The 24,522-nt window shown below is 59.2% G+C and carries 11 protein-coding genes and 3 pseudogenes; 7 read left to right on the forward strand and 7 right to left on the reverse strand.

Annotated elements, in window-relative coordinates; genetic code table 11:
• Nucleotides 1–100: 100 nt before the first annotated feature.
• On the reverse strand, nucleotides 101–640 hold the full coding sequence (locus AC2S9W_RS10390; RefSeq protein WP_486570736.1) for a hypothetical protein: 540 nt from the start codon (nucleotides 638–640) through the stop codon (nucleotides 101–103).
• Between AC2S9W_RS10390 and AC2S9W_RS10395 the strand changes: the two genes are divergently transcribed.
• Nucleotides 632–1,576 carry an IS630 family transposase gene (locus tag AC2S9W_RS10395; protein WP_486570737.1) on the forward strand — a complete coding sequence of 315 codons (945 nt, stop codon included), beginning with the start codon at nucleotides 632–634 and terminating at the stop codon, nucleotides 1,574–1,576. The genes AC2S9W_RS10390 and AC2S9W_RS10395 overlap by 9 nt on opposite strands.
• Here the strand turns inward: AC2S9W_RS10395 and AC2S9W_RS10400 are convergent.
• The 4 genes from AC2S9W_RS10400 to AC2S9W_RS10415 are packed head-to-tail and all read right to left on the reverse strand — an operon-like array spanning nucleotide 1,561 to nucleotide 10,714.
• Nucleotides 1,561–4,248 (reverse strand): helicase-related protein, encoded by a 2,688-nt coding sequence (locus AC2S9W_RS10400; protein ID WP_486570738.1) that lies wholly within the window; start codon nucleotides 4,246–4,248, stop codon nucleotides 1,561–1,563. The genes AC2S9W_RS10395 and AC2S9W_RS10400 overlap by 16 nt on opposite strands.
• A gap of 1 nt (nucleotide 4,249) precedes the next feature.
• Nucleotides 4,250–7,156, reverse strand: a complete 2,907-nt coding sequence (locus AC2S9W_RS10405; RefSeq protein ID WP_486570739.1) for a DUF1156 domain-containing protein — start codon at nucleotides 7,154–7,156, stop codon at nucleotides 4,250–4,252.
• 5 nt (nucleotides 7,157–7,161) lie between these two features.
• The gene (locus AC2S9W_RS10410) at nucleotides 7,162–7,611 is read right to left on the reverse strand and encodes a DUF7680 family protein (RefSeq protein WP_486570740.1); all 450 of its coding nucleotides are present in this window, start codon (nucleotides 7,609–7,611) and stop codon (nucleotides 7,162–7,164) included.
• Nucleotides 7,612–7,645: 34 nt separating this feature from the next.
• A complete protein-coding gene (locus AC2S9W_RS10415) occupies nucleotides 7,646–10,714 on the reverse strand; it encodes an ATP-binding protein (RefSeq protein ID WP_486570741.1) in 3,069 nt (1,022 codons plus the stop codon).
• Between AC2S9W_RS10415 and AC2S9W_RS10420 the strand changes: the two genes are divergently transcribed.
• Nucleotides 10,713–11,000 carry a hypothetical protein gene (locus AC2S9W_RS10420; protein ID WP_486570742.1) on the forward strand — a complete coding sequence of 96 codons (288 nt, stop codon included), beginning with the start codon at nucleotides 10,713–10,715 and terminating at the stop codon, nucleotides 10,998–11,000. The genes AC2S9W_RS10415 and AC2S9W_RS10420 overlap by 2 nt on opposite strands.
• 191 nt (nucleotides 11,001–11,191) lie before the next feature.
• Here the strand turns inward: AC2S9W_RS10420 and AC2S9W_RS10425 are convergent, their stop codons facing one another.
• On the reverse strand, nucleotides 11,192–11,386 hold the full coding sequence (locus AC2S9W_RS10425) for a hypothetical protein (protein ID WP_486570743.1): 195 nt from the start codon (nucleotides 11,384–11,386) through the stop codon (nucleotides 11,192–11,194).
• 210 nt (nucleotides 11,387–11,596) lie between these two features.
• Between AC2S9W_RS10425 and istA the strand changes: the two are divergent.
• Nucleotides 11,597–12,852 (forward strand): annotated as a pseudogene (istA, locus tag AC2S9W_RS10430) (IS21 family transposase).
• Nucleotides 12,849–13,705, forward strand: a pseudogene (gene istB, locus AC2S9W_RS10435) (IS21-like element helper ATPase IstB). The pseudogenes istA and istB overlap by 4 nt, the downstream one beginning before the upstream one ends.
• A gap of 81 nt (nucleotides 13,706–13,786) precedes the next feature.
• Here istB and AC2S9W_RS10440 read toward each other — a convergent pair.
• Complete coding sequence (locus tag AC2S9W_RS10440; RefSeq protein WP_486570744.1) at nucleotides 13,787–13,942, reverse strand: hypothetical protein; 156 nt, start codon at nucleotides 13,940–13,942, stop codon at nucleotides 13,787–13,789.
• A 246-nt stretch (nucleotides 13,943–14,188) separates the two neighbouring features.
• Here AC2S9W_RS10440 and AC2S9W_RS10445 point away from each other — a divergent pair.
• The 3 genes and pseudogenes from AC2S9W_RS10445 to AC2S9W_RS10455 all read left to right on the forward strand — a co-directional run.
• Nucleotides 14,189–14,458, forward strand: a pseudogene (locus AC2S9W_RS10445) (IS66 family transposase); the annotation flags it as partial.
• Nucleotides 14,459–14,641: 183 nt separating this feature from the next.
• Nucleotides 14,642–21,808, forward strand: a complete 7,167-nt coding sequence (locus AC2S9W_RS10450) for a sacsin N-terminal ATP-binding-like domain-containing protein (protein ID WP_486570745.1) — start codon at nucleotides 14,642–14,644, stop codon at nucleotides 21,806–21,808.
• Nucleotides 21,786–24,482 carry a DEAD/DEAH box helicase gene (locus AC2S9W_RS10455; RefSeq protein ID WP_486570746.1) on the forward strand — a complete coding sequence of 899 codons (2,697 nt, stop codon included), beginning with the start codon at nucleotides 21,786–21,788 and terminating at the stop codon, nucleotides 24,480–24,482. Before AC2S9W_RS10450 ends, AC2S9W_RS10455 begins: the two co-directional genes overlap by 23 nt.
• Nucleotides 24,483–24,522 lie beyond the last annotated feature (40 nt).

Raw genomic sequence — 24,522 nt, forward strand, 5'->3', positions numbered from 1 at the left:
CTCCGCAGCCACAGCCATTTAAATGATGGGCATGCCATTTTGGCTCACCATTTTGCCAAAATCACCTAAGAGTCGGCAAATCCAAACCGTGGCACATAGTTCATGCCAGAGGTTGCTCTGGCCAGCCTTCGACCGGGAACGAGGCGCTACCGGGCGTCCAAAAGTCTGTGTGATCGAAGTGGTTTGAGTAGAATTCGCGCGACAGCGTGGCGCGGCGCCGATGTCGGGAAATTGGCTCCTCAACTGCAAAGTCATCGCCATCGAGGCGCTGCAACTCATAACCGTTTGGCAGGAGGCGCGGTTGTTCGACGATTGCCTTCAAGTCCTCGAGTGAGAGCGCTGGGCGTCCCATCTCAGGCATCTCGCCGAGATCGTCGACATCGTCGATGTCGACCTTTGGGACGTCAATCGAGCTGATCGTCGAGGCGACCATTGCATCGACGTCGACATGTGCGCCGGCAAGAGCAAGTGACCCGATCTCCCGGCTGATAGCCGATAGGATCGGCTGGAGCCCACCTACCATGTCCTCGAACAGTTTAGAGCGGTTTTCGACCGTTTTGAATCGCTGAGGGATTTCCCTCTGGTCTGATTTGTGATTCAGAATCTGTGCTGGTGAAGGAGGCCGGCATGGATGGGTCACGCTCTGTCGATGGATTTGCGCACGCGGCTTCTGGCGGCGATTGATGGCGGGCTGAGTTGCCGAGGAGCGGCGGCGCGCTTTGGGGTTGCGCCATCGACAGCCATTCGCTGGCAGGCGCAGCGTCTGGAAACCGGCAGCTTCGCTCCCAAGCCGCAAGGCGGCGACATGCGATCCCGCCGAGTGGAGGAGCGGGCGGTCGACATTCTGGCCTTGTGGGAGGCGCGCAAGGACATCTCGCTCGAAGAGCTGCGCATTGCCTTGTCCGAAGCGGGCCTGACAGTGTCAGTTGCCGGACTGCACCGCTTCTTCGCGCGGCGGGGCATGACGCGCAAAAAGACTGGGCATGCCATCGAGCAAGACCGCCCCGACGTCCTGAGGCAGCGCCACGACTGGTTCGAGAACCAGGTCGATCTGGAGCCGGAACGCCTAGTGTTCATCGACGAGACGTGGACCGCCACCAACATGACCCGCAGCCACGGCCGTTGCGCTAGAGGCGAGCGGTTGCGGATGGGATACCCGCATGGCCATCGCAAGACCACCACGCTCGTCGCGGGCCTCCGCATGAGCGGCATGGTCGCGCCGATGGTGCTGGACGGCCCGATCAACGGGGACTGGTTCGAAGCCTATGTTGCGCAGGTTCTCGTGCCGGAACTGCGGCCTGGGGACATCGTCATCATGGACAATCTCTCGAGCCACAAGCGACCTGCGGTCCGTGAGCGGATCGAGGCGGCAGGGGCAACGTTGCGCTTCCTGCCGCCCTATAGTCCCGACTTCAACCCGATCGAGAAGGCCTTTTCCCGCCTCAAGGCCATGCTCCGAAAAGCAGGCGAGCGCACCGTTAGCGGCCTGTGGGGCCTCATCGGCAGGCTCGTCGACATCTTCCAGCCCGCCGAATGTGCCAACTACTTCAGCTCGTGCGGCTATGATCCAGACTGATCGAAAACCGCTCTAATGCGACCTGATAGCGCGAGGTAAACCTCAGTTTCGACTGTATCGTGATAGTGTAGGTTGACGATCTTGATGCTCTCGAACTTCTGTCCCAGGCGGTCGATACGACCAATTCGTTGCTCCACGCGCATTGGATTCCATGGCATGTCGTAATTGATTAGCGATCCACAAAACTGGAAGTTCAGACCTTCAGCGGCGGCGTCGGTGCATAGCAGAATATCGCCACGACCTTCGCGGAAGCGCTTCTTGATCTCCGCACGTGACACCAGCTTCCACGACCCGTCGGGAAGTCGTATCTCACCTCCACGGCCCGAAAAGCAGATAACCTCGCGCCCGGTTTGGTCTGCGAGCCAGCCCCGCAGGCCATCCATTGTGTCAGTGTAGCCGGTAAAAACCATCGTCTGCTGGTAGCCTTCGGCAGCTAGCCGCGTGAGTTCGTCCCTAAGCGCTTGCGCCTTGGTATCGATGGGCAGGGTTTCCAGGTCAGCGAGGATGTCGCGGATCGCGGTGCTCTCCAGCAACCGACGGGCAATGTCTTCATTGCCCTTGACCTCGTCCGCATCGACCTCTTCGCCGCTTTCCTCCAGGTCAAACTGGTCATCGTCTACCTGACGGTCCAGCCGCCCCTGAAGACTACGAGTCAGAGCCGCAAAGCTTGATGATAGGCGCTTGCGATATATCGTCAGGACGAAGCCAATTGCGGTCCGCTTTGCCTGGTCGGCGTTCTGATAGGCCGACCGGATGAAGTCCTCCACTCTCTCGTAAATATCGCGCTCGGCTGGCAGCATGTTGATGAAGCGGTCTTGCACGTCGCGGACGGCGATGCGGGTATGGAGCTTGCCTTCGGCCTGATAGCGGCGGAGCAGCGAGCGAGTATGGCGCGACATTAGCGCCGCCACGGGGGTCCATCGCTTCATGATACGGACGGCAGCCGCACGATCTTCCCCGTTCAACTGTCGGCGTGGGATCGAAGCGGCGCCGCGTAGTGCGCCCAGAATCCTGCGAGTGCGGATGGTGGAAAGTGGTTGCCCGGCAGTTCCACCGCTCCGGGCTGCGCGCTCTGCCGGGAGCTCACCGAAGAATGCCTCGGTGGCCCGGTATAGCCCCGCACAGTCTTCCATCTTCTCGACCGAGAAATGGGGGGCGGCAAGTGCCTCGAAATAGCGCTCATATGCGACGGCGTCCCACTCGGGCGGAAGGCCGAGCAGCGACAGGAGGTCGTACAGTTCCATCGCGTGTGTCTGGAGCGGCGTGGCAGAGAGGAGGATCAGGCCAGATGTGCGGTTACGAAGGTCCCGTAATAGGCGCATCAGCATATTAGGATCGACCCGGCCGCTAGTGCGCTTCTGGCGGGCGTGGTGAGCCTCGTCTACGATCACCAGATCATAGGGTTCGGCCTCGAGCAACTCCGGCCGCCGGTCACGGCGCCGTGCCAGATGGCTCGACATGATGACGAACGGTTCAGAGGACCAGGCATCCCTTGTTACCGTCGTGTCGACGATCGACTGCGTGGCAGGATCGTAACGGCGGAAGCACCTTCCGTCGTAGATCGGCCAGTCCAGCGCGAATTTCTCGCGCATTTCGGCCTGCCACTGACTGCAAACGTTTGCCGGTGCTAGGATCATCCCGCGCCGCAGGCGTCCCGCCAACCATGTCTGGCGGATTAGCAGGCCGGCCTGAACAGTCTTGCCGAGGCCAACTTCGTCCGCAATGAGAAGTCGGGGTATGTGATCCGTGCGCTCGCCGTACATGCGAAGAAATGCGCGGCGCTGATGCGGCCATGCTTCGACTGGCGAGGTTGCCTCGCCAACCCAAATGCCTCCGTCGGTGTCGCGAGCGGCGGTCCGCACCCGGTGCCACAGATCGCTGCGCATCTGATCCCAATCTTGCGCAGGGATGACCGGCGCCTCGGGCGCTGACTGGATAATAGGTTCTGGCTGGGGCTTCTCTCGAAGGCGTGTAGGCAGCTGGTCGTCTGATGGAAGGAATTTCAACAGGTCAAGTCGCACTGCCGTTGGCACGTCGTATGTCCGGATACGGTCGGCCCGGTCAGCCCAGTAGGTCGCAAAGGAGCGATCCTCTTCGTCGACGTATTCAACAGCGGGTGTCCACGACTTGAAGACGGTGAAAGTCTCGCCGTTGTTCATCCACCCCTGGACCGTCTCGTTGATTGATCCAGTGAAGGCGATGCGGTCGCCCACTTTGTCCTCAATGATCCCGGTTTTCTCGTGGAAGATCGCGCTGCCGCTCACTGGCTCGCGTGTGACTGGATTGCAGGGAAGTGCAACACGCACCTCGAGCATTCCGCGCGCGACGAGCCAGGCGAGCAGTTCAAGCGCTTCCCGCTCACTAGCCGAAACCGTATCAGGCAAGCTGAGGTCCGTCTTGGCAGCGACCACGTCTGCCATAGCCATGCCGCGTTCGATTGCCTCGACTTCGTTATCGTCCAGGGTGCATCCGACCAGCAGGCGCATCTTGCCGTTGTTCAGGGCGAGATGCTCGATTCCGCGTGCGGCAAGCGCCAAGCTGCCCGCCCGGAAGTATCCGGTCGTCCGGTCATAGCGGATCGCGGAGGACAGGGCCGGAATCCAGAACCGCGACACCAAATCGCCGTCCTCGCGGCTGTATTTCAGCTTCCAGGTGCGGTCTTGCAGTAGCATCCTACTCGGCCGCAATCAGCTCGCGGTAGAGTTCCAGCTGCTGAGGTTCACCGATCTCGCCTTCATAGGCGATGCGGCGCAGCTTCTCGAGCGCGTCGAAGTCGTCTGCTGCTGGTTTCACGGCCTTGTCGGCGTCAATGCCGGAGAACGTCTTGGATGGCGGGAGAACCTCCAGCAGGGCCTCAAGCGCCACCTTGAATTCGTCCTCCTGCGCGACGCCAGCATCCTTCAGCATTTCCTGTGCCGCTTCTGCGCCGCGCGTCCGCATCACGTGGGCAGCGTGATGGAGCGCGTCGATCATCCCGCGTGAGCCGTCTGCTGCTCCAATCGCGCCCTTGGCAATGCGGGTGGCAGAGTCCCACAGCTTGATCTCAGCTGCCTTTTTCTCAGCCAGCCTACCGATGACCTGTGTTTCCAGATCGACGCCGACGGCGCGGGCAAGGCGCAAGGCTTCATCATAGGGGAAACTGACCGCCTTAAAGGCGTCCCAGGCCAGCACGTAAAATGCTGTTGGCCCGTCCATGTCGGCCTGGGCCTTGGTTGAGGCAAGCTGGGCAAGTCGCCACGCTTTCACCTCGCGTCGCGCAGCGTTGAGTGCATCTTCCGGACGCACGGCATAAGGATCGAACTCTTCGAACAGGTCACCTTGACTGCGCCGCTTCTTCTTTGGCTCCGGAGCAGGGGTGCCACGAGTAAGTGGCCAGTGACGTGAAAACGCCTCAAGTGCCGGTCCAAAGCTGGCGAGATAGAGGTCGACGCCCTGAATGCCCGCCGCCTGAAATTCGCCAACCCGCGAGCGGACGGCCTTAGCCACTTCTGGCTCAACATCCTCCCAGTACATCGTATCGCCATGCGCCTCCTCACGGGGGCGGCAAACTAGGAAAATGGTTGAATTGGCGGCAGCCTTGTCCTTGATGTGCAGCGATCCAGACGCCTCGGTGTTCACCGGCCAAGACGCAGTAATGACAAAACCTGCGTCCATTAGTGACATGGCCAGCGCATCCCAAGCGCCCGTGTCCTTGTGCGTGAACATGACGGTCATGATACCATCTCTCTTCAGCACGCGTCGGCATTCTGTAAATATTGCGGCCATTTTCTGCTGGTAGTCGCTATTTGCGAGTATGCCTGGGTTTGCCAGCCCTTTGAATAAAGCTTTGTTGGCAACTGCTTCAGAGGCTTTATCGGCAGAAACTCTCGTAAAGAGGTTGGGCTCCACCAAGCCAGCAGTTCGCTTCAGCCAAACATAAAAAAAGTCTGATAATTCTGCATACATAACGTTCGCGCCGTACGGCGGATCCATCACGATTGCGTCGACCGAATTGCTCCCGATTGAATTCAGGTCTGAACCTGATCCGTTCGTTATCAAAATTTCACCCTTTGGCTGAACGCCATCGAGCAAAGACTCTTGTTTGCTGATGCCCACCAGCGCTGTCAGTTCTTTGACACATTTCGACATCTGGCGGATGGCCCAATCGGGGCCCAAACCATCCACCATTGGCGCCATTTCACAATACGACCATTTAACGGCGAAGTTATGACTGTCGAATGTGTTTGCCATGACTTCGCGTTGAACTATCCATCTCGTCATACGAGAATTGTAATCGCGCAACTTATCCAGCGCAAAAGCAATATAAACGAAAGAGGCCTTTCTAACTTCAGAAAGGTTTCCTAAGGTAATATCCTCATCGATCATTTCTCTGTAAATTTCACTGCAGTAACCATGCATGATCAATTGGCGATCTGAGAAAAGATCAATCCATTTATTCATTCCGTACATGCGGTGGCCACGGTCATAATTGGATATTTGATCGATAAACTCGCTGGGAATGATATCTCGGGCGCTCCACTCATCCATTTTTTCATCAAGATGAGTCGAAACAATCTGAGAAATATCGTCATCGGGCGTTGGAGCTCGATATTCTCGAACCCATGCTTGGGTTGCCCTTCCGCCCTTTGTCAACGCGTCTACACGGCGCTTTAACACCACAGCGAAAAGTTGATCTCCCATTCCCTGGGCCTGAGCTTGCCTCTTGATCTCATCGCCATCGACAGCACGCCCACAATCAGGAAACGGACACAAGGCATCGCCACCGGAAACGGTACCAACCGACTGCTGCTCCGCTGAATGTACGATCTCAAATTCGCAAACTCTCCCGGCACTGCCAGCTCCTTTGCTGACCAATGGCTTTAGGCGCACCCCGGTACCGTTAGGTGTTAGGCGCCAATTGGGTGAGAGTGGAATGACCCCGCTGCAATAGGGGCAGACAACTGTCCGCGCCCAGAGGTAGCCGTCCGATCTGCAGTTCGAGGACTTTTCAGCAGGAAAGAAAGTAGCAATCCGCTCGCGAAGTCTCCTGGTAAACTCACGACCAATATCCGTAATATCGTCTGGCAAAATTTCGCCAAATCGCGCTGGGAAATCAACAGTTGCCTTCTCAATTATTGATGCAACTGGATTGAGGTCATTCGCGTGTGTTTTAAAACCAAGTCGAAATGATTCAAAAGGTATAGCGCCCCCGCCAGCCGTAGGATCGAGAACTACCAAATTCTTCGCGCCGGGGAGGATTTTTTCCATTTCCTCTTGGGTTGGATTGTATCCGAATGCGCGAGGATAGCCGTAAGCATTGGGACCAACGCGCTCTCCCCTGCGGTCAGCCATGTCGATTCTACGCTTCGCCGCGACTGGATCACCGTGGATTCCAAGAGCGTGAAGAAAGGCCCCGTCCTCTGTATCTTCAGGCAATAGCGAAGCCAAAATAGCGGCTCGCGATGCAACCAGTGGACGCCGCGCCCACCAAACATGCAAATAATAGATTGGCGGTAGCGCTGTCATAGACCGGCGCTCCCTGACACTTTCCTCGCTAATAGCTGCGATAGGAATATAACGCTCGATCAATCGCTTGTTCATAAATATCAATTCTGAGATGAAGTAAGAAGTATGCGGAGGGCAGTCAGCACACGTCGCGGATTCTTGCGGTGGACGGCCATGCCGAGCCAGTAGGCAGCCTCCTGCCGAGCCATTGCTTCGACGCCTTCAGCCACCGCGACCATCGCTGCACGCGAACGCATCGGGGCGAGCACGCGGAACAGGAGCGCCAGCCGCAGCGCTGCATCTTCGCGGATCGCTGTGCGCAGTCCATCAACCGGCATTACCTCGAGTCGGATGCCAGCCTCCTTTAGCTTCTTCAGAATGCGGATCTGATTGATCTCAAGATTTCGGCCGGCCAGGCCTGCAACACGGATAGGAACGTGAATGTGGGGTGATGCTGGCGACGGCAATTGCCAGATCTCGACCTGCAGTTCGTTGCCGGCGATCCGACGCGCCCGAACCTCGTACGATGGTTCGATTGTGGGGAGCGTCACGCCCTCGGCCCTTGCTGATCTGGATGCCATTCTCTCATGCCTCTGCAGTGACTTCGACGAAGGCGGCGGACGCACCGAACTTCGTCAGACGTTCTATGATCTTGTCCGGCTCGTCCCCGCCCAGCGCGAGGCCGTCAGCAAAGTCGAGCTGGATTGTGGCGGACACGTTCTTTTCAGTCGCGGCCCGCAGCTGTGGCTCCACATATTCGCGGGTCTGTTTCGCATCACTGATCGCGCCTTCGATCGTCATCGTAATGATCGATTTGGCTGCTGTCTCGAACTCGATTGTCGCTTTCGCCGTCTTCGTGGCGCCCGGTACACTCTCAACGACATTGAGAAGCGTGAAAAAGTGCCCGACCTCGAAAGGAGTCAGCGCAAGGCGTGAAACCTTCTCGATTTTGGCTGCACGCGCGCGCTGGAAAACGGTAGAAAGTGCATCCTTGAGCACGCCCTCGCCCGAGAAAGTTTGGGCCGTGGAAACAGGCGCGACTGTGCTGGCACCGGGTTGCCCCGCAAACGGCCTCGTCACGCCGGTGGCAGCGTTTTCGCCCCCGGTCGAGGGTGCCTCGCCGTGGCCGCCCTGACCGAGGCCGGGATCGGCTGGATCCCCAGTGGCGGGTTCAGTGGACTCCGAAGACTTGATTGGCCGGGGGAAAATGCCGTGGTCGCGGGCATAGTCGGCAGTCGAAATGATCGAACTTCCATCAATGACGATGGACGGTACGGGGTCACCCTTGCCTGCGGTCAGGCCTTCACGCTGATAGACGAAGATGCCGTCGTTAATGCCTTTGATGACGAGCTTCTTGAACGGATCGTCGCCGACATGCATCGGCAGCGACGGATCGCGGCGGAATTCGGCGCGCAGGTCCGCGGCTGTCATCTGGCCGGTGCGCTTAAGCGGGGTACGGTCGCGCACGAACTGGGGCAGATCGGGCTGGTCCTCGGGTGTGCGCAGTTTGCCGATTTCGGTTAGCTGGCGGACAATCTGCGTCTGGCCGGAACCAGGACGCTCCGATGCCGAATGCTGGTCGATCGTTGCAAGATCGAGCGAGACGCTGCCCCCGCCAAGCGCTGTGCGCGAGGGATAGAACAGGTGTCGATAGCATTGCTGAATGGCGACGGCGATGTCAGTCTGAGAGCGCTGAGTCAGTTCGATAACCTGCGCTTTCTGATGGTCGGCAAGTTCGCTTAAGCGATCCGGTCGCTTCAATTCCTGTAGCGCAAGGTGTCGGGAAACGGTCGCTGTCAGGTGATGCACGTGTCGTTCGTCCGCGACAAGGAAAACGACGTTATTGCGCAGTTGGCGCAAACCGGCACCGTCTTGGCCCTTGCGTTGGTAGATCGTCGAAATCAGTTCCGGCACCTCATCTACGACATTGCCGATGCTGAGAGCTTGGTGATGAATGATGGCAAGCCGTGGCTTTCCGTCGCCAATGTCGTCGGGGACATCGAATGCGCCTGCTGGGAAGGGGATTGCCTCGAACGATCCGTTGCCACCAAAGATTTCCTTGATCCGGCTGTCGGTCTCAACCCGCATCGCTTCGATATCAACGCCACGCTCTTCGCGCGCGATGATCTGGGTAAGGTTCGCCTCCGCGTTGAACCGGAGGGGTACACCTGGGCGGTCATCAAGATATGCCGAACCCTGGATGAATGCCGCCTCTGCGTCAGCCACGAAGCTAAGATCCGCGCTTGGCGACAAGACGGAGTAGCGCAGGTGCGCGGGCGTGAGGCCACGTAGCTCGTTGTTGTAAGCCATTGTGTGGATGAAGATCGTACGCGCGACATAGCTGGCATAGGGGAGCAGGCCATTAAACCTATCCGCGTCGATGCCGGCTGCTAGAGCGGCACGTCCAGCCTTGCCGTCAATGTCATTGAGGATCGCGGAATCGTAGGCGCTCTGGTTAAGGCGCGTGGTGAACTCGCGACGGATACCCTCATCGCCAAGATCGACATGATGAGTATGAATCAGCGCCGCGTCCTTGGGGCGCTTCGCCCAGACATTGGCTACGGTCTTAGCCAGGATGCGCAGCATGCCGCGAACGCGTTGGAAGTCCGCCAGCGTGGCAGTCTTGCCCGTCAGTGTGTCTAATAGGTCGGGGTGGAACGGATAGCTCGCTTCCAGCGCGGTGCGGGCTTCGGCACCTTGGTGGCCGGCGTCAATGCGGTCGCGGTACTGCGTCCACAAGTGGCAATATTCGTCGATCGTGGACTGCGATACATCGACGCGTTCGAACAGGCGACGCTTCAATACCGCCGCTGTTTCATCGTCGCTGGTCGGGTTGAGGATGGTCGCCTTGCGGCCTGAGACGCTCTCGAGTTCGCTGACAATCCGCGAAATTTCTTCGTTTTCGCGAGCGAATGCATCAGTAGCTTTTCCATCAGAACGCACTGCCAAGGTGAATACCACGGCTGCACGCGGGCGGCTTTCGACGGCCGCGAATAAGGCCTTCAGGAACGCGGAGATTTGGTCGCGACCATGCGCGTCGGGGCACTTCCGTAGATACTCACCGAGTTCGTCGAGGACCACGAGAACGGTGCGATCACCGAACACTTCGGCCAGCGTGTCGGCTCCTGGAGCGCGCCGCATCTCATCGGATTTGCGAACGATCTCGTATCCAGCCGCGCCCCCGATTTGGTAGGCAATTTCGCCCCAGGGCGTGAACGCTCGGATGTCGTCACCCATTGTGCGCCCGTTGGAGGGATCCGATGCCTCTCCATCAAACGCGGCTACAGACGCGCCAGTCGGCATCGACGGCAGCGACACGAATTCGCCCATGTTCGGCACCAACGCGCCCTCGCGTGCACCGTGGATTAGCGCGATTAGGCCATGCGTCTTGCCGCCGCCGAAGCTGGTGTCGAGCCGGAACACCGCTGAGGAAGATCCAAGTCCAGAGAGGCGCCCGAGAACTTGCCCAAGGAGTTCCTTCAATCCCGCAGTCGGGTAAGTGTTGGCGAAGAAAAGGCGTGCATCAACATAGTCAGCAGGCCCTTGGCCCGAAAGCACTGGACCAAGACGGGCCGCAAACTCAGCTTCCGACATCGTGCCGTTGAGGATATCATGCCGAGGCTGGCAGCTGTCGAAGATCGTCGTCGAGGCCATGCAATTACCTGTTCTGAAGGCGCTCGGCGAGCGCAATGACATGTTGGAGCTGCTTCTGGCGAGCCCGCAACAATGGCAGGATGCGGTCTGCCAAGTCGACAGGGCGCCCGACGCCCGCTGCCCAGTTCCTGATAGTGCGATCGGTGATTTGAAGATCGCGGGAAAGCGGCGTCTGCCATTGGCGCCCATAGAGCGCCTCTCCCATAACCTGCAGAATGTCTTCCTCACCGCCCATGTTCCGGGTTTTAGGAAACGCACTCATTTTGCGCAAGCGATTCAAGCATGACCAGGGCGATGTGACATATTTATTGGAAATTTTTGCAGCATGACAAAATAACGAAATATTTTGCGATCTGATTGCAAATAAGATCTGCGCTAATAAGATGAATGATTTCGATCTTTAAGTATTATGAGCCCCCATCAGTGCCTGTTATTTTTTCAGCAGAGCAGGCAATGGAATTCTGCCGCCGCGTGGGATCATTCAATTCGAGCCTTCGCCGTCTTCCGGAACACCACGCTGGCAATGCCGGTCAGCGCCAGAACCACGGTCAGGACGTCAGCCTGCGTCAGCCCCTCGGGTAGGATTTCGAGCGCCGCGGCAACGCACCATAGGCTGCCGATGACGCCTGTCCAGATGGCCTTGGACGCCCACCAGGGTTTCAGTTCTTCCATGTCGTTTCTCCACAAAAAGCCCGCTGGCACAGCTGGCGGACAGGTCGGTAATGATCTTGGCAGATGTCAGAGGGCGTGTAATTCTCCGCAAAAGTGGGCTTTGAAAATTCCCTGATTGTTGGACGAGGTTCCCCAATGAGCCGGGGTTAACCCCGGCTCATTGGGGAACGCCAAAATCGGCGCGATGACCTCCCGGAGGAGGCGGCGCTGATGATCCGACTTGGAGAAGCCATGATGATATTGGAGCTACACCGGCAGGGGCTGTCGGTAACGGCGATTGCGCGCCGGACGGGGCGCGACCCCAAGACCGTTCGCAAATATATCGAGCGCGGCGTGGAGGTGCCGGCGTATGGCCCGCGCAAGGTGGGGCGGCCGTGCAAGATCGCGCCCTATATGGAGTTCCTGCGTGAGCGTGTGACGGCGTTCCCCGAGTTGACGGCATCGCGGCTGACCCGCGAGATCAGGGAGATGGGCTATGCTGGTGCCTATACGGCGGTGAAGCGCTATCTGGCGGCGATCCGTCCCGAGCATGATCCCAAGCCCTATGAGGTCCGCTTCGAGACGAAGGCGGGCGTGCAGGGCCAGGTCGACTTCGCGCGGTTCGTTGTCGAATTTACCGACGAGCCGGGAGCGGTGCGCATCGTCTGGCTGTTCAGCCTGGTTCTCGGCTACTCGCGGTTCCTCTTCGCCCGCTATGTGCTGCACCAGGATCTGCAGACGCTGCTGCGTTGCCATATGCAGGCCTTCGAGTTGCTGGACGGCGTGCCGATCGAAATCCTCTACGACCGGATGAAGACGGCGGTGACCGGCGAGGACGATCAGGGCCATATCATCTACAATCCCTCGCTGCTGGCGCTGGCGAAGCACTACCGCTTCCAGCCCGGGCGTGCCGCCCCTATCGTGCTAAAACGAAAGGAAAAGTCGAGCGGCCGTTCCGCTATATCCGCGAGGACTTCTTCCTGGGCCGATCCTTCCGCAATATGGAGGACCTCAACGCCCAGCTCATCGCCTGGCTCGACACCGTCGCCAACGTTCGGGTGCACGGCACGACGCAGCGCGTGGTCGCGGAGGCCTTCGCCGAGGAGCAGGGGGAACTGCAACGCCTGCCCGATCACCGCTTCAACGCTGTTCTGAAGCTTGAGCGGCGGGTTACCCATGACGGCTTCGTATCGGTTGGCGGCAATTTTTACAGCGTGCCCGACCGGACCCGCCGGATCGTGGAGGTCGAACAGCTGCCGGACCTGGTCCGCATCATCGATCGCGGCATCGTTGTTGCCGAGCACCCTGTGCTCGAAGGGCGCCGGCAATATCGTATCGACCGGCGCCATCGCACCGGACGGCCGCATCCGCGCACGCCGGATCGGCCGACCATGATGATCGGCCGGATCGGCGATCATGTGCCGCTGCGATCGCTGGCGGTGTACGAAGCCATCGGCGCGAGCCTTGCGATGGAGGGACGGCCATGAACGGGACGGCTCCATCCTCGCGCGTGGACTCGATCCGCCGGAGCACGGTGAACCTCAAGATGCCGCGCGCGCTCGAGATCCTCGACGCGACCCTGCGGCGCATCGAGCAGGGCCAGATCGACGGCATCGAGGCGCTCGACGAGCTCTTGGGCGAAGAACTGTCGCTGCGCGAGAACCGGCGGATCAAGGCTGCCCTGCGCATGGCCCGGCTGCCCGTGGTCAAGACGCTCGCCGGCTACGACTTCTCGTTCCAGCCCTCGCTCGACAAGAACCGCATCCTGGCGCTGGCCGGCCTCGACTTCATCGAACGCGCCGAGGTCGTCCATCTGCTGGGGCCGCCCGGCACCGGAAAGAGCCACATTGCCACGGCGCTTGCGGTCGAGGCTGTCCGTGCTGGCAAAGCGGTCTATTTTATCCCGCTCGCCGATCTGATCGCCCAGCTTGCCAAGGCCGAACGTGAAGGCACGCTCAGGGAGAAGATCCGCTTCCTCACCGGGCGTCGCTGCTGGTCGTCGACGAGATCGGATACCTGCCCGTCACGCCGGGCGGCGCGAACCTGTTCTTCCAGCTCGTCAACGCCCGCTACGAAAAGGGTGCCATGATCCTGACATCCAATCGCGGCTTCGCCGAATGGGGCGAGGTCTTCGGAGATCCCGTCGTCGCGACCGCGCTGCTCGACAGGCTCCTCCACCATGCCGTCGTCATCCAGATCGAGGGCTCAAGCTACCGCATGCGGGAGCACGCTGCGCTCATCCCCGAAAACCTGCGCAGCGCCGCCTCGTTCAATCCGCCCACGCCGAAGCGTCGAGGCCGCCCGCCAATGAAGGGAAATCAAGATCCAGCTCACGGCTGATCACCGAAACATCGCAACCACCAACATAGGGAATTTTAACCGCCCACATCTGCGGAAACTTCGGTGCCCATTGACAGCAGATCAGGCCTCGTCGACGGACGGGATGCCGCTGGCAGCGAGCTGGACCGGCTTCACGGTCGCAGGCGCCTTGCGATAGGCCGGCCGGCGAATGGCGACGCAGCGTTCCCGGGCGATCCGGGTGATAGTGCCCCCGTCGGACTGGTTGCCGCCGAGCACGTGGAATGCGCCGTAGTCCTCGCCAACATAGAGCCGACATGGCCGGAACCCTGTGCACGACGGAACACCAAGATGTCGCCGAGCTGGGCCCGATCAGCGGCTTTCCCGAACGTCGCCCAGTTGCGCGCCAGAGCGGACCTTCCACGACCGGCTTGCCGGCGCGTTTGGCGACCACGGCCATGAACAGTCCACACCACGGAATGCCGTCGTCATTGTCGACCTTAGTGAGGCCCGTCTCTTTCGCCCAAGCGACGAGGCAGTCTAAAGGATACAACGTTGGCGGCCTATGCCGCATTCCTGACCATCGCGAGGATCCCCTCTACCTACAACATTTCCGCGCGGGAAATCCGCCCCTCGGGTGTGCTCCCCAAGGTCACAAACGGTTTCGGTTCCGGCTGGGGCGCCCAAATCCATGCTGGATACCGCTCGGTCACCGGCACCGCGCGCTTCTCGGGCCAGTCCGCCCTGCAAGCAATCCGAGACCTCGTCGATGGCAAATTCGCAGTCGCCTGCTAAGGTCATTGTAAGCCATCCCGCTGAGCATTTAATTCCTTGGGACAAACTTCGTTGCTTTTAACGTATTATGCGCACGTTAATGTCAGTAGTTCACGGCGAAAATCGGATTGAGCTGCTGAAGGGGGGCGTGTGACTGAGGGGGATGCGACCGGTTCTGACGTACTCGGATCTTATCCAACGGAGATGGAGATCAGATCTAGCGGGTTAGTGCATTCAGCGGAAAGCGACATTCTTCGCCTGCAGCAGATTTTGCGGGAGGGGTATGCCTCGGGCTTCACGATCTTCAAGGAGCTGCTCCAGAACGCCGAAGACGCGGGTGCTCGCCGGATGGTCGTGGCCGGTCACGCTGGGTTCGATGAAGCGACCAACCCGCTGATGCGAACCCCTGGGCTGATTATCGCAAATGATGGTCCCGTCCTTGCCCGGCATATGGATGCGATCACCCGCGCCAGCGGCGGGAGCAAAGCGGATGAACGGTCGGCAGTAGGGCGGTTCGGTCTTGGGCAAAAATCAGTCTATCATCTGTGCGACGCATTCATTGCGCTTGGTCGGGTGGAGGATCGCAAAGGCCGACCACAAACGCTGATCATGAACCCATGGGAACAGGTTGCTGAAGCCGATGCGGCACATCGCGACTGGCCGCAGCTTTCTGCCACCGAAGCGAAGATGCTACTCGATAAGGCTGCGGCGCTCGGCATGGAGCGGGGCATGGCGCTGTTCCTGCCGCTGCGCACCCCACATCTGCGTCCCGGGCCCGCGCTGTGCCTGTCAGATACGAACTGGTACCCCGACGGTGCGATCTCAGATATCCTCGATGGTGAGGAATTGGCCGCCACATTGTGCTGTCTCCGCAATCTGGAGAGCGTGGAGATCATACCAGTCGCGGGCGAGGTGCGCCGGATCTCCCTGCGTAGCGGTGCCCGGCGCTTATCTGGCCCGGGTGTGGAGAGCGGGGCCCCGAGTATTGACGGTAACGTCGAGGGAGCGGGCTTCGAGCTCTCGTTCAGCGGACGCCAGCAATGGAAGCATGATGGACAAGCTGCGCAACTGTTGACGGCCGACGGATGGGACAAGGTGTTCGACATCCACGGTAAGCTCATTCCGCCCAAGGCAAATCCGCATGGTGCAGTTATCTTGTGCCGATCTGCCGCCCGTGAAGGTATGGGCCACTTGCGGTTGCGTTCTGCCGTTTACTTGCCGCTGGGTGACCCTCTGTTTTCCGAACCACTCGAACGCGGAACGGACAATGTCGATCTGCTCGTGCACGGCTATTTCTTCGTGTCGAGTGACCGGCGAAAACTGCGTGAAGACGATCATATCGAAACCCGTTGGAACCAGGCGCTCCGCCGCGAGGCGGCGCTGCCGCTGCTGCTCGATGCGATTGCAGATATCTTGCCCAGCTTACCCAGCGATGCAGAGCGTCATGCGCTGATCCGAGCATTACAGCGTACGCGATGGTGGAATGAGCACCGTGTGGAATCCTGCCAGGGCAGGGCTCTTGCCCGATGCTGGACGGGCGACAAGGCGGAAAGCTGGCGGGTTTGCGCCGGTGACTCACTGCGTCCGGTGACGAGAGGCGATGCAACCTCGATTGCCCGCCTTAAGGCCGCTTTTCCTAGACTCGAGGAGTGGTGCAGCGAAAATGGCATCGTTTTGGCATTCGGCACGGTCTTGGCTGATGCTGATCCACACTGGCCTGATGCGCAGCTTGCTGACCTGGTGCGCCTTGCCGGGCCCGCTGCCTTCCAAAAAGGGCAGATCGCCGAAACGCTGGCGACGGTGCTCGAGGGCGCGCAGCCCGGCGAAGCAACACGGATGGCGTTGGTCGAAACTTGCCGCAGCGCCATCGCCATGGTCGAGCAAAGTTTCGCTACTGCTGACAAGCTAAGGCCGCTTGTCCGACGCCTCCCGCAGGATCGCATCTTTGTTCTTCCGCCGAGCGTAGAAAATCGTGAGCTCCTAAAAGCCTTGGCTGCCGCTGGAGGTAGCATTCCGGTTAAAGCTGCGTGGTCGGAGCAGGGTGGGGCGATGTCCCGGCAATTGGGGCTGAACGAAACAATCGAACTGTTGACCGCCGCCGAACCCTTTTTGTCATCTCGAGGAACCGTAGCGCAGGAAGCCTCGACGCTGATATCGCATCTCTTGAGAAACGGTCCATCGCTCGACGCATTGGCGGCGGATCGTCGGGGTAGCGAATTGCAGGTCATTCCGGCGCGCATGATGCAAGCCGAAGAGGAAGTGCGGCTATCTTTGGGCGCCATCGCGGGATTGAAGCGAAAGGGTTTGCTGTTCGATGCGGCACCAAATCGGGAGCTGGTCGTGCTCGCTGGCGCAGTCCTGTCACCCCCGATTTACCGGGTTACATTGAAAGATGGCGGGTTGGGGGATTTGGCCTCGGCCAAGAAGGCCGATTGCCTCCTGGCAGTCTTGCGACAGGTTGATCGCTTCGGGGATCCAGGCAAGTGTGGCGAGCTTGCTGAACTGCTCGGTGCCGATGCTCCACGCGAGGAGTTGCGGCGCCTTGTTGCGCGAGATCAGGCTTTGCCTTCGCACGTCAATCTGATTGAGCTCGATGAGCTCGGTGGGATACTCGATGATCTGGTACTGGCGCTGTTGCAGGACAGGGAAGATCGCCTCGTATCGTCCGCGACTGCGGCGGAATTGAAAAGGGCATTGCGCGATCACATCGACCTGCGACGGATCGATCTTGCCGAATTAGGCGCATGGCTTCGCGATGCGCAGTGTGCCGGCACCATGCCGCCGATGGACGACTCCAAGGCTATGGCATTGCTCAAGTCAGGGATCGATGACGATATTTTGAAGTCGCTGCCCTTGCACCGATCCGACCAGAATGAACCCCTTCTTCCGGCCACTGATCTGTTCAGCGGTCGTGTTTCGGATGTTGCACCTGCGCTGTTGCCATTTACCCGTCTGGTCGAGCTTTGGGGCGATCCATTAGCAGCGGCGGTTCAAAACAGGCTTATCGGGCGGTGGGGGCCTGAAGCCGCGATCCGCACAGCATTGTCCGCGCCAAACCCCCATCAGTTTACCTCGGAAATTGCTGTAGCATTGAGCAAAATCGAGCAACAACTGCCTGACGATCTGATAGAAAAGCTTCAGGAGATCGCCTGGATTGCTGCAGGCGGGAATGCTTGGACACCGACCAAAGTCCTCGACCTGCCTCTGGATGCTGAACATGCGCTCGAGGAGCTAATTATCGACCAAGGCGGACTTCTGTTCGCCAGCATGCTTCCCGGCTCCCTTCGCGAAGAAAGTGTGCAGCGGCACTTGGCGAGGCTAAGGCCCGATCGATCCAAGTCATTTCTCTTTGCCGCCCGCCTTGCCGCTGACCACGGAGCCACCGGCCTTTGCCTCGATGTCGTCGAGCACCTAGATGAGCTAGCGAAGCTGGCGGCCTCGAATGTTGGCCTTGACGCAGAAGCGTGGCCTCTGATCTCTGCGGCTCTTCGCGACGGCGTGACCGATGAGGTCATTGCGGGAATGGCTGAGGTTTTGATCGCGCCCTCTCTTGCCGACACCGTTGCTCAAATGAATGCAATGGCTGCACTGAGCGGGCTCGGTACGAATGCTGAAGCAGCACGGCGCCTTTACCGCTCAACATTCGCCCGAAATCTGCGTGCTTTGACGCATGCGTCCAGCTATCTGCCTCCCGATCTCCTTGTGCCGACCGAAGCAGGTGGTTTCAGCAGGGCAGACAGGGTTGCGCTAGGAGCAGCAGGTATCGACCCTGCGGCGCTCCTCGCACACGATTATGCGGGCAAACTGGAACAGCCCGACGATCAAAAGACAGGCACCATTCCAGCAAGCAAGTCTGCGAAGGTGGACTGGCTCGAGAGTGTCGAGCGCGCCTTCACTCCAGTCAGCCAGTACGATGTGCATGATGGGATTCTGCTAGCTCTGGCGATGCTTGGTCGTGATGACAGGATCCAGTCGCTCGCAGCCAGATGGGAAGGGCAGCGATCATTCCACCGCATTTGCGATGATCTTGACAGTTTGGCCGACGAACACCGTGGCTTGACTAACGCAAATTTGGACCGGCTTGCTGAACTGCGTTTTGCAGTCGAGCTGCCGGAACATGGGCAGGTCACGGTGCGGTCAGCTGCTGGAACGGACTGCACAGTTCCACTGTCTGGCAAAGACGATGCGCTGCTGCTGGATTGTATTCAGAGAGGAATTGAGCGCGACGAATATGGCTATCGACACGTCTATGACCTCGTGATCGGACCGGTATCGCCATCCGATGAAGCCGAGGCGCGGCTGTTGTTGGATCAGTTCGTCAAAAAACTGGCGCCGGCTCTGATGCTAGGCTTCGAACGTCACAAGGCGGCATTGTCGGAGCTCTTGGACAGCTATTTTACAAGCGATCAGCGCACGCTCGAAGACACCTGTGAAGAGTTGCAGGAGGTGCTTCATGATCGCCTGGCCGGCATCAAGACCGGGCCCGTAATGCGCGCGGCATTGAATGATTATCATCGCGACGCACCACGCGACCGGGACAAGGCGCGCAACGCACTTTGGGCAGCCGCGCAGTCGGACGACGGGGCGAGGGAGCTTCTCGAAGCCACCCGCCAGAAGATCGACGAGATGGGCTATGCTCCCCATCGCGTGGTTTTCGAACTGTACCAGAATGCTGTCGATGCCCAAGCGCAATGGCACGGTATCGGACGCTTCCGGGTAGAAGCGATCTACAATGACGATCAAGTGATCACTTGCTTGCGAGTGATCCATTGGGGGCGCCCCATCAATCAACCAGGGACTGATCCACGCAAGGCAGAGGATGAAGGGCACCGACGGGACCTTTCGAATATGCTCGCCATCAATCACTCTGCCAAAGATGGAGATCGGGTAACCGGTCGCTTCGGCCTTGGATTCAAGACCGTGCATATGCTCACCGACGAAGTTCGCCTCGCCAGCGGAGGCATAGCTATCCGGATCTTGGGAGGCATGATCCCTTCAGATTGGGCAGGGGGAAGCAGGACGGTCACCCCATTCCATGACAGGGGGCGCAAAGCGACTCTCATCGAACTTCCGGTTGCTCCGGGCCGATCAGAAGATGCGCTAGACGCATGGGAAGCGTTTCGGGATGCGGCTCCGTTTTTGGCGGCGCTCGGTCAGGAAGCATCCATCGAGGTGGTGGCTCCAGACGGTGAGACCGTGTTCCGACATGAGGAGCATCCTCTTGTCGATGGCGTCAGCTGGCTGACAATCGATGCTACTCGCCACGTATTGCGCTTCGATTTAGGGAGCGATTTCCGGCTCTTTCTGCCCTTCGGACGTAATGGGCCCTACTCGTTTCCGCATGATGTGCCGCAGTTTTGGCACCTTGTCCCGCTCGTTGGGGAACGTCGCCGGGGGGCCTGGCTTCTGGAAGGCCGCTTTCCGGTTGACCCGGGGCGTACCCAATTGTCTGGCACGGCCGATGAGAAGGATAGCCGATTTGCCCGGCTTGGCATTGCTCTTGGGCCACGGCTCATCGCTTTTTACGACCATTGTCTTGCTGACTGGTCAAGTTTCGCACGAGCGACAGGTCTCGATCCGGAAGGACGGGAGGATTTTTGGCGGAAGCTAGTGCAGCTTTTTGCACAAGATCTGGCAAGCCAGGGGTCCGAACAGTCACTACACAAGTCAGGCCAAGGGCTTGCGAGGCTATGGGCGGAGCGCCCCGTGGTGCCGCTGGCTTTCGGCGGTGCAACGCGCGCGGCTGATGTCAAATGGCGCTTGTCGGGAGCCCTTGCCGATCGCGATGCTCAAGCTGCGATCTCGAATTTGCTCGCCGAAGTGGAATTCAAGAATGCAGTTGTCACCGAGGAAACAGGACAGCTTCTGAAATCTGTTGGGCTGCCTTCGGGTCAGCGACTGGATGTCGTGACCTTGGCCGAAAACCTTGCTGGAGCCGAGGGCATAGATCCTGGGCTGGCGGGACGCATTTCCTGTCTTTGCGAGGAAGCAGTTTCGCAGGCGATGACCGGTGAGGAACAATCAGAATTCCGCAAGTTACTGCGTGAGCGGCTCTGGCTCGCCGAAGATGGAAGTTGGCAGCAGATCCGTCTTCTAGCGTTTCCGCTGGGCGACAACGATGAACAAGGCAGGGCTGCATTCGCTCCTCCTTCGGGCCGCCTTTCATCAGAGTACGTAGGCGCCGCCTTTGAGCTCGCCGCCTTCGCCCGTGAACAGGCAGGTCAGCTACCCGTCGCCAAATGGGCTGAGACTGCCGGTGACAGCGCCGCACGCCAGCAAGCCTTCATTCGTTATCTGGTCGGTGCGGATGATCGGACCGTCGCACTATTAGCGAGCGCGGCAAAGTGGCTACCCAATGTCGACGAACTCGCCAACTCCCCTCTGCTGGCCGGGCTGAGGCAAGACGAGAAGAACCGGTTGCTCGCCAAACTAGGGTATTCATTCGGCCTCCCTTCAACACCGGTCGATCCAATCAGTCCCTGGCAACCTGACGCTGCGGAGGCGCTCTCAAGGATCGCGCAGTGGTGGCGCGACAATCATGGGGATTTGCGGGCTGCCTATGATCGAACCGTGTATCCTGAAGATTTTTCGTCAGCAGCCCTCGCTGATGGAGATAAGCCCGCCTGGTTTACCATGCTTTCCCTCGCAACCTTCCAGACACTGGGGAGGATTAAGCCGGCTCAATCCCGGCAGTTTGTTACCAAGGCAATCCAAGATGGCTGGTGGCACGAACTCGCGACAATCGACCCTTGTGACGAGGAGCTGAGGCCTTTTGTCGAGCGCCTCCGAGCCTGGAGCGATCCAGATGCCGATGAAAACTACCTGATGTGGCGCAGATGCCTTCCTGATCTATGCATGATCGCGCGGCATCTCGAAAGCTACCAGAGACTGTTCCGCAAATTGCCTGCGGTGATCGCCCAAGAGGGTGACGTGAGCCTGCGCGGACATTTGCGACCGGCATTCTCTCACGTCGCCGCTCGTATGGGCATTGAAGCAGCCCCTCTAGCAAGATCGCTTGGCATTGGCGCCAACTGGCTTGTGCGCGAATTGGGCCGCAAAGGTATCTATTCTCAGGCGCAATTCGAGCAGATCATGCCTTATGGCTGGAGTGCGGCGGAACGCGTCCGCCGTCTCGCTTACACGCTCGGCATGGGCCAGTTTGAGCGTGGCATCGACGAGGGACGCGCCCTGTATGGAGCGGTAGAGCGTCGCATTGGTGATGCTGCTCATTTCGATGGCGATGGTGATTTGCCATTGCATGTGATCACACTTGCCAAGCACCGCGATGACCTCGTGTCGATCCTTCACGATGCAGACGTCGACGAATGGCCAGGCAACAATTGGGACGATGCAGAAGATGACGATGCCTGAAGCACTAGGCGCTGACGCAAGAGTCACTCACCCACGCCACGGCGTGGGCCAAGTTATTGCCGATGCAGGAGAATTCGTTGTTGCGCGTTTCGGCGCGACGATCCAGCAGGTTCTTCGCACAGAACTCACGCTTGCTCGGTCGCTAGATCAAGCGCTGTCGACCGGGACTTTTGACGACAGTGCCGAGACTTTGATGCGTGCCAGCGCCATGGCAATCCGGTCCGTTAACGATCAGTGGGGGGTGTTTTCTCGATCACGCGTCCAGCTGCTCCCGCATCAACTCTGGGTTTGTCACAAGGTTAATCGAACTTTCCCGTTCCGCTGGTTGGTAGCCGATGACGTGGGGTTGGGCAAAACGATCGAAGCCGGTCTGGTGCTCATGCCTCTGGTTGCTCGGGCGCAAATTCGCCGCCTGCTGGTATTGGCACCAGCAAAGCTAGTGCCCCAATGGCAGAAACGCCTGCGGCAGATGTTTGATATCCGCCTGCAGGTCTACGATCGCTCCGTAGATACACCTGCTGTGGATTTCTGGGATACGGCAAACATGGTGGTCGCGTCGGTCCACACGCTGCGCCGGGAAGTCGCCGACGGACGGGCTGAAGGCAGCCGGTTTCTTGCGGCCGATCCTTGGGACGCGGTCGTGGTCGATGAGGCGCATCATTTGCACGCGGATGAACGCACGGGAGAGACCCTTTCCTTTCAGCTCCTTCGCGCGCTGGAGGAACGGCACAGAATCCGTTCTCTTCTTCTGTTCACGGGCACGCCACATCGGGGCAAGGACTTCGGCTTTCTGTCATTGCTGAGCCTCCTCGATCCGGATCAGTTCGGACCTGAGCACGACATCGACGAGCAACTGGCCAAGCTGCCGGATGTGATGATCCGCAATAACAAGGCGACCGTCACCGATCTCAAAGGCAACCGCCTTTTCACGCCGGTCACAGTGCAAACAAGGGAGTACGCCTTTAGCGCTGCGGAAAGCGCATTCTATGAAACGCTGAGTGCCTTCATCATTGATGGGCGAGCATATGCATCGACCCTCGATGGTCGGGCACAGTCGGCAAGAATGCTCTTGCTAATTGCGCTGCAGAAGCTTGCGGCGAGTTCTATTGCTGCGATCCGAAGCGCCTTGACCAAACGCCGCGCCAAGCTCGCAGATGTTGCTGAACAGGCACGTACGCCTTCTGTGTCCATAACGGAGGGTGATGACGACGAGACATTGGACGATCGCGCGCGGGCTGACGAAGAGGCGTGGGGCAAGATGCTCGCCGAACTGATGGAGGGCGAGATCGCTCGCCTGGATGAGCTGCTTGCGTTGGCTGCACCCATTCAGCAAGAGCGGAAGATCGAGCGACTAGTTGATCTCATCGCGAGCGATTTGCCCACCGGCGAGCCAGTGCTGCTCTTCACCGAATACAAAGCAACCCAGGCTCTCGTCGTTGATGCCCTGCATGCTCGATTTGGTCACGGTTGCTGCGGATTCATCAACGGTGATGAACGCTTGGACGAAGTCACCAAGGCGGACGGTTCGCGGGGCCCGAAAAGTTGGTCGCGCGATGCGGCAGCGGAAGCTTTCAACCAAGGCACGATCCGCTTTCTGGTTTCAACCGAGGCAGCGGGCGAAGGGATCGATCTTCAGGATCGCTGCGCGACGCTTATCCATGTCGACATGCCATGGAATCCCATGCGGCTTCATCAGCGTGTCGGCCGCCTGTCGCGCTACGGTCAGACAAGGCCGGTTCAAGTATTCATTCTGAGGAACCCAGACACGGTGGAGGCGCGCATTTGGGACCTCCTGAACGCCAAGCTCGAGCGAATCCAGCGCACTTTGGACGAGGCAATGGATGAGCGAGAAGACATCAGCCAGCTCGTCATTGGCATGACTGGTCCAAGCGCTTTTGAGAAGATTTTTGCTGCAGGCCAGACCCAGCCGCGAGAAAGCCTCGATCGGTGGTTCGACCGGGAATCTGCTACGATTGGCGGAGAAGACCTAGTCGATAAGGTCAAGACCATGCTTGGCAATGTCACTCGCTTCGACTTTGCCCAAGTTGGAAGAAATCTTCCGCAGGTTGATCTCCCGGATCTCGAACGATTCTTCTCGATGGTGATGGAATCGAAGGGGCGGCGCGTTTTCCGGAGGGACGATGGTCTAGACGTTCTGACGCCGGAGAAATGGGCCGACGAAGACTACGCCATGCAGGATCGGTACAAGGGGCTGCTGTTCGATCGCAATGCTCGCTTAGGCAATGGCGAAGGCCCAGTCCGTCTTGTCGGTGTGGGGCACACGCTTTTCGATCGAGCGCTCAAGGAAGGGGAAAACCTCCAATCGGCCCTGGCGACCTGCACGCGATTGCCCGCTCCCTTGCTTATCGCCTCAGTTGAGGATCAGGTTACTGGCCAGGACCACTCGGTTACCCGAATTATCCTAGGTGCTTGGCGCGATAACGCAGCTCAGATCCATGTTCTCCGAGACTGGGAAGTCCTTCAGTTATTGAACACGTTAGGTCGCTCGGACAATCCGAATCCGCCTGAAATCGACATCCCACAGATGCGGGCGTTAGAGGCTGATCTCCTTGATGCAATGTCGCAAAGTTTGCCGACTGTCGCGGACATGATGACCCGTCCAGGCATCCGAAGCGAGTTGATGCTCTTGCCGGATGAAGACGCTGATACCTGACGGCCTACACCGAATTGGAGGAGAGGCTGCGCACTCTCCG

The sequence above is a fragment of the Sphingopyxis sp. 550B genome (assembly GCF_057401805.1).

Bases quoted from the DNA above. Each gene is read 5' to 3' on its own strand.
- AC2S9W_RS10395 (WP_486570737.1), top strand. From the start codon at position 632: ATGGGTCACGCTCTGTCGATGGATTTGCGCACGCGGCTTCTGGCGGCG.
- AC2S9W_RS10400 (WP_486570738.1), bottom strand. From the start codon at position 4,248: ATGCTACTGCAAGACCGCACCTGGAAGCTGAAATACAGCCGCGAGGAC.
- AC2S9W_RS10405 (WP_486570739.1), bottom strand. From the start codon at position 7,156: ATGAACAAGCGATTGATCGAGCGTTATATTCCTATCGCAGCTATTAGC.
- AC2S9W_RS10420 (WP_486570742.1), top strand. From the start codon at position 10,713: ATGCAATTACCTGTTCTGAAGGCGCTCGGCGAGCGCAATGACATGTTG.
- AC2S9W_RS10415 (WP_486570741.1), bottom strand. From the start codon at position 10,714: ATGGCCTCGACGACGATCTTCGACAGCTGCCAGCCTCGGCATGATATC.
- AC2S9W_RS10425 (WP_486570743.1), bottom strand. From the start codon at position 11,386: ATGGAAGAACTGAAACCCTGGTGGGCGTCCAAGGCCATCTGGACAGGC.
- AC2S9W_RS10450 (WP_486570745.1), top strand. From the start codon at position 14,642: ATGGAGATCAGATCTAGCGGGTTAGTGCATTCAGCGGAAAGCGACATT.
- AC2S9W_RS10455 (WP_486570746.1), top strand. From the start codon at position 21,786: ATGCAGAAGATGACGATGCCTGAAGCACTAGGCGCTGACGCAAGAGTC.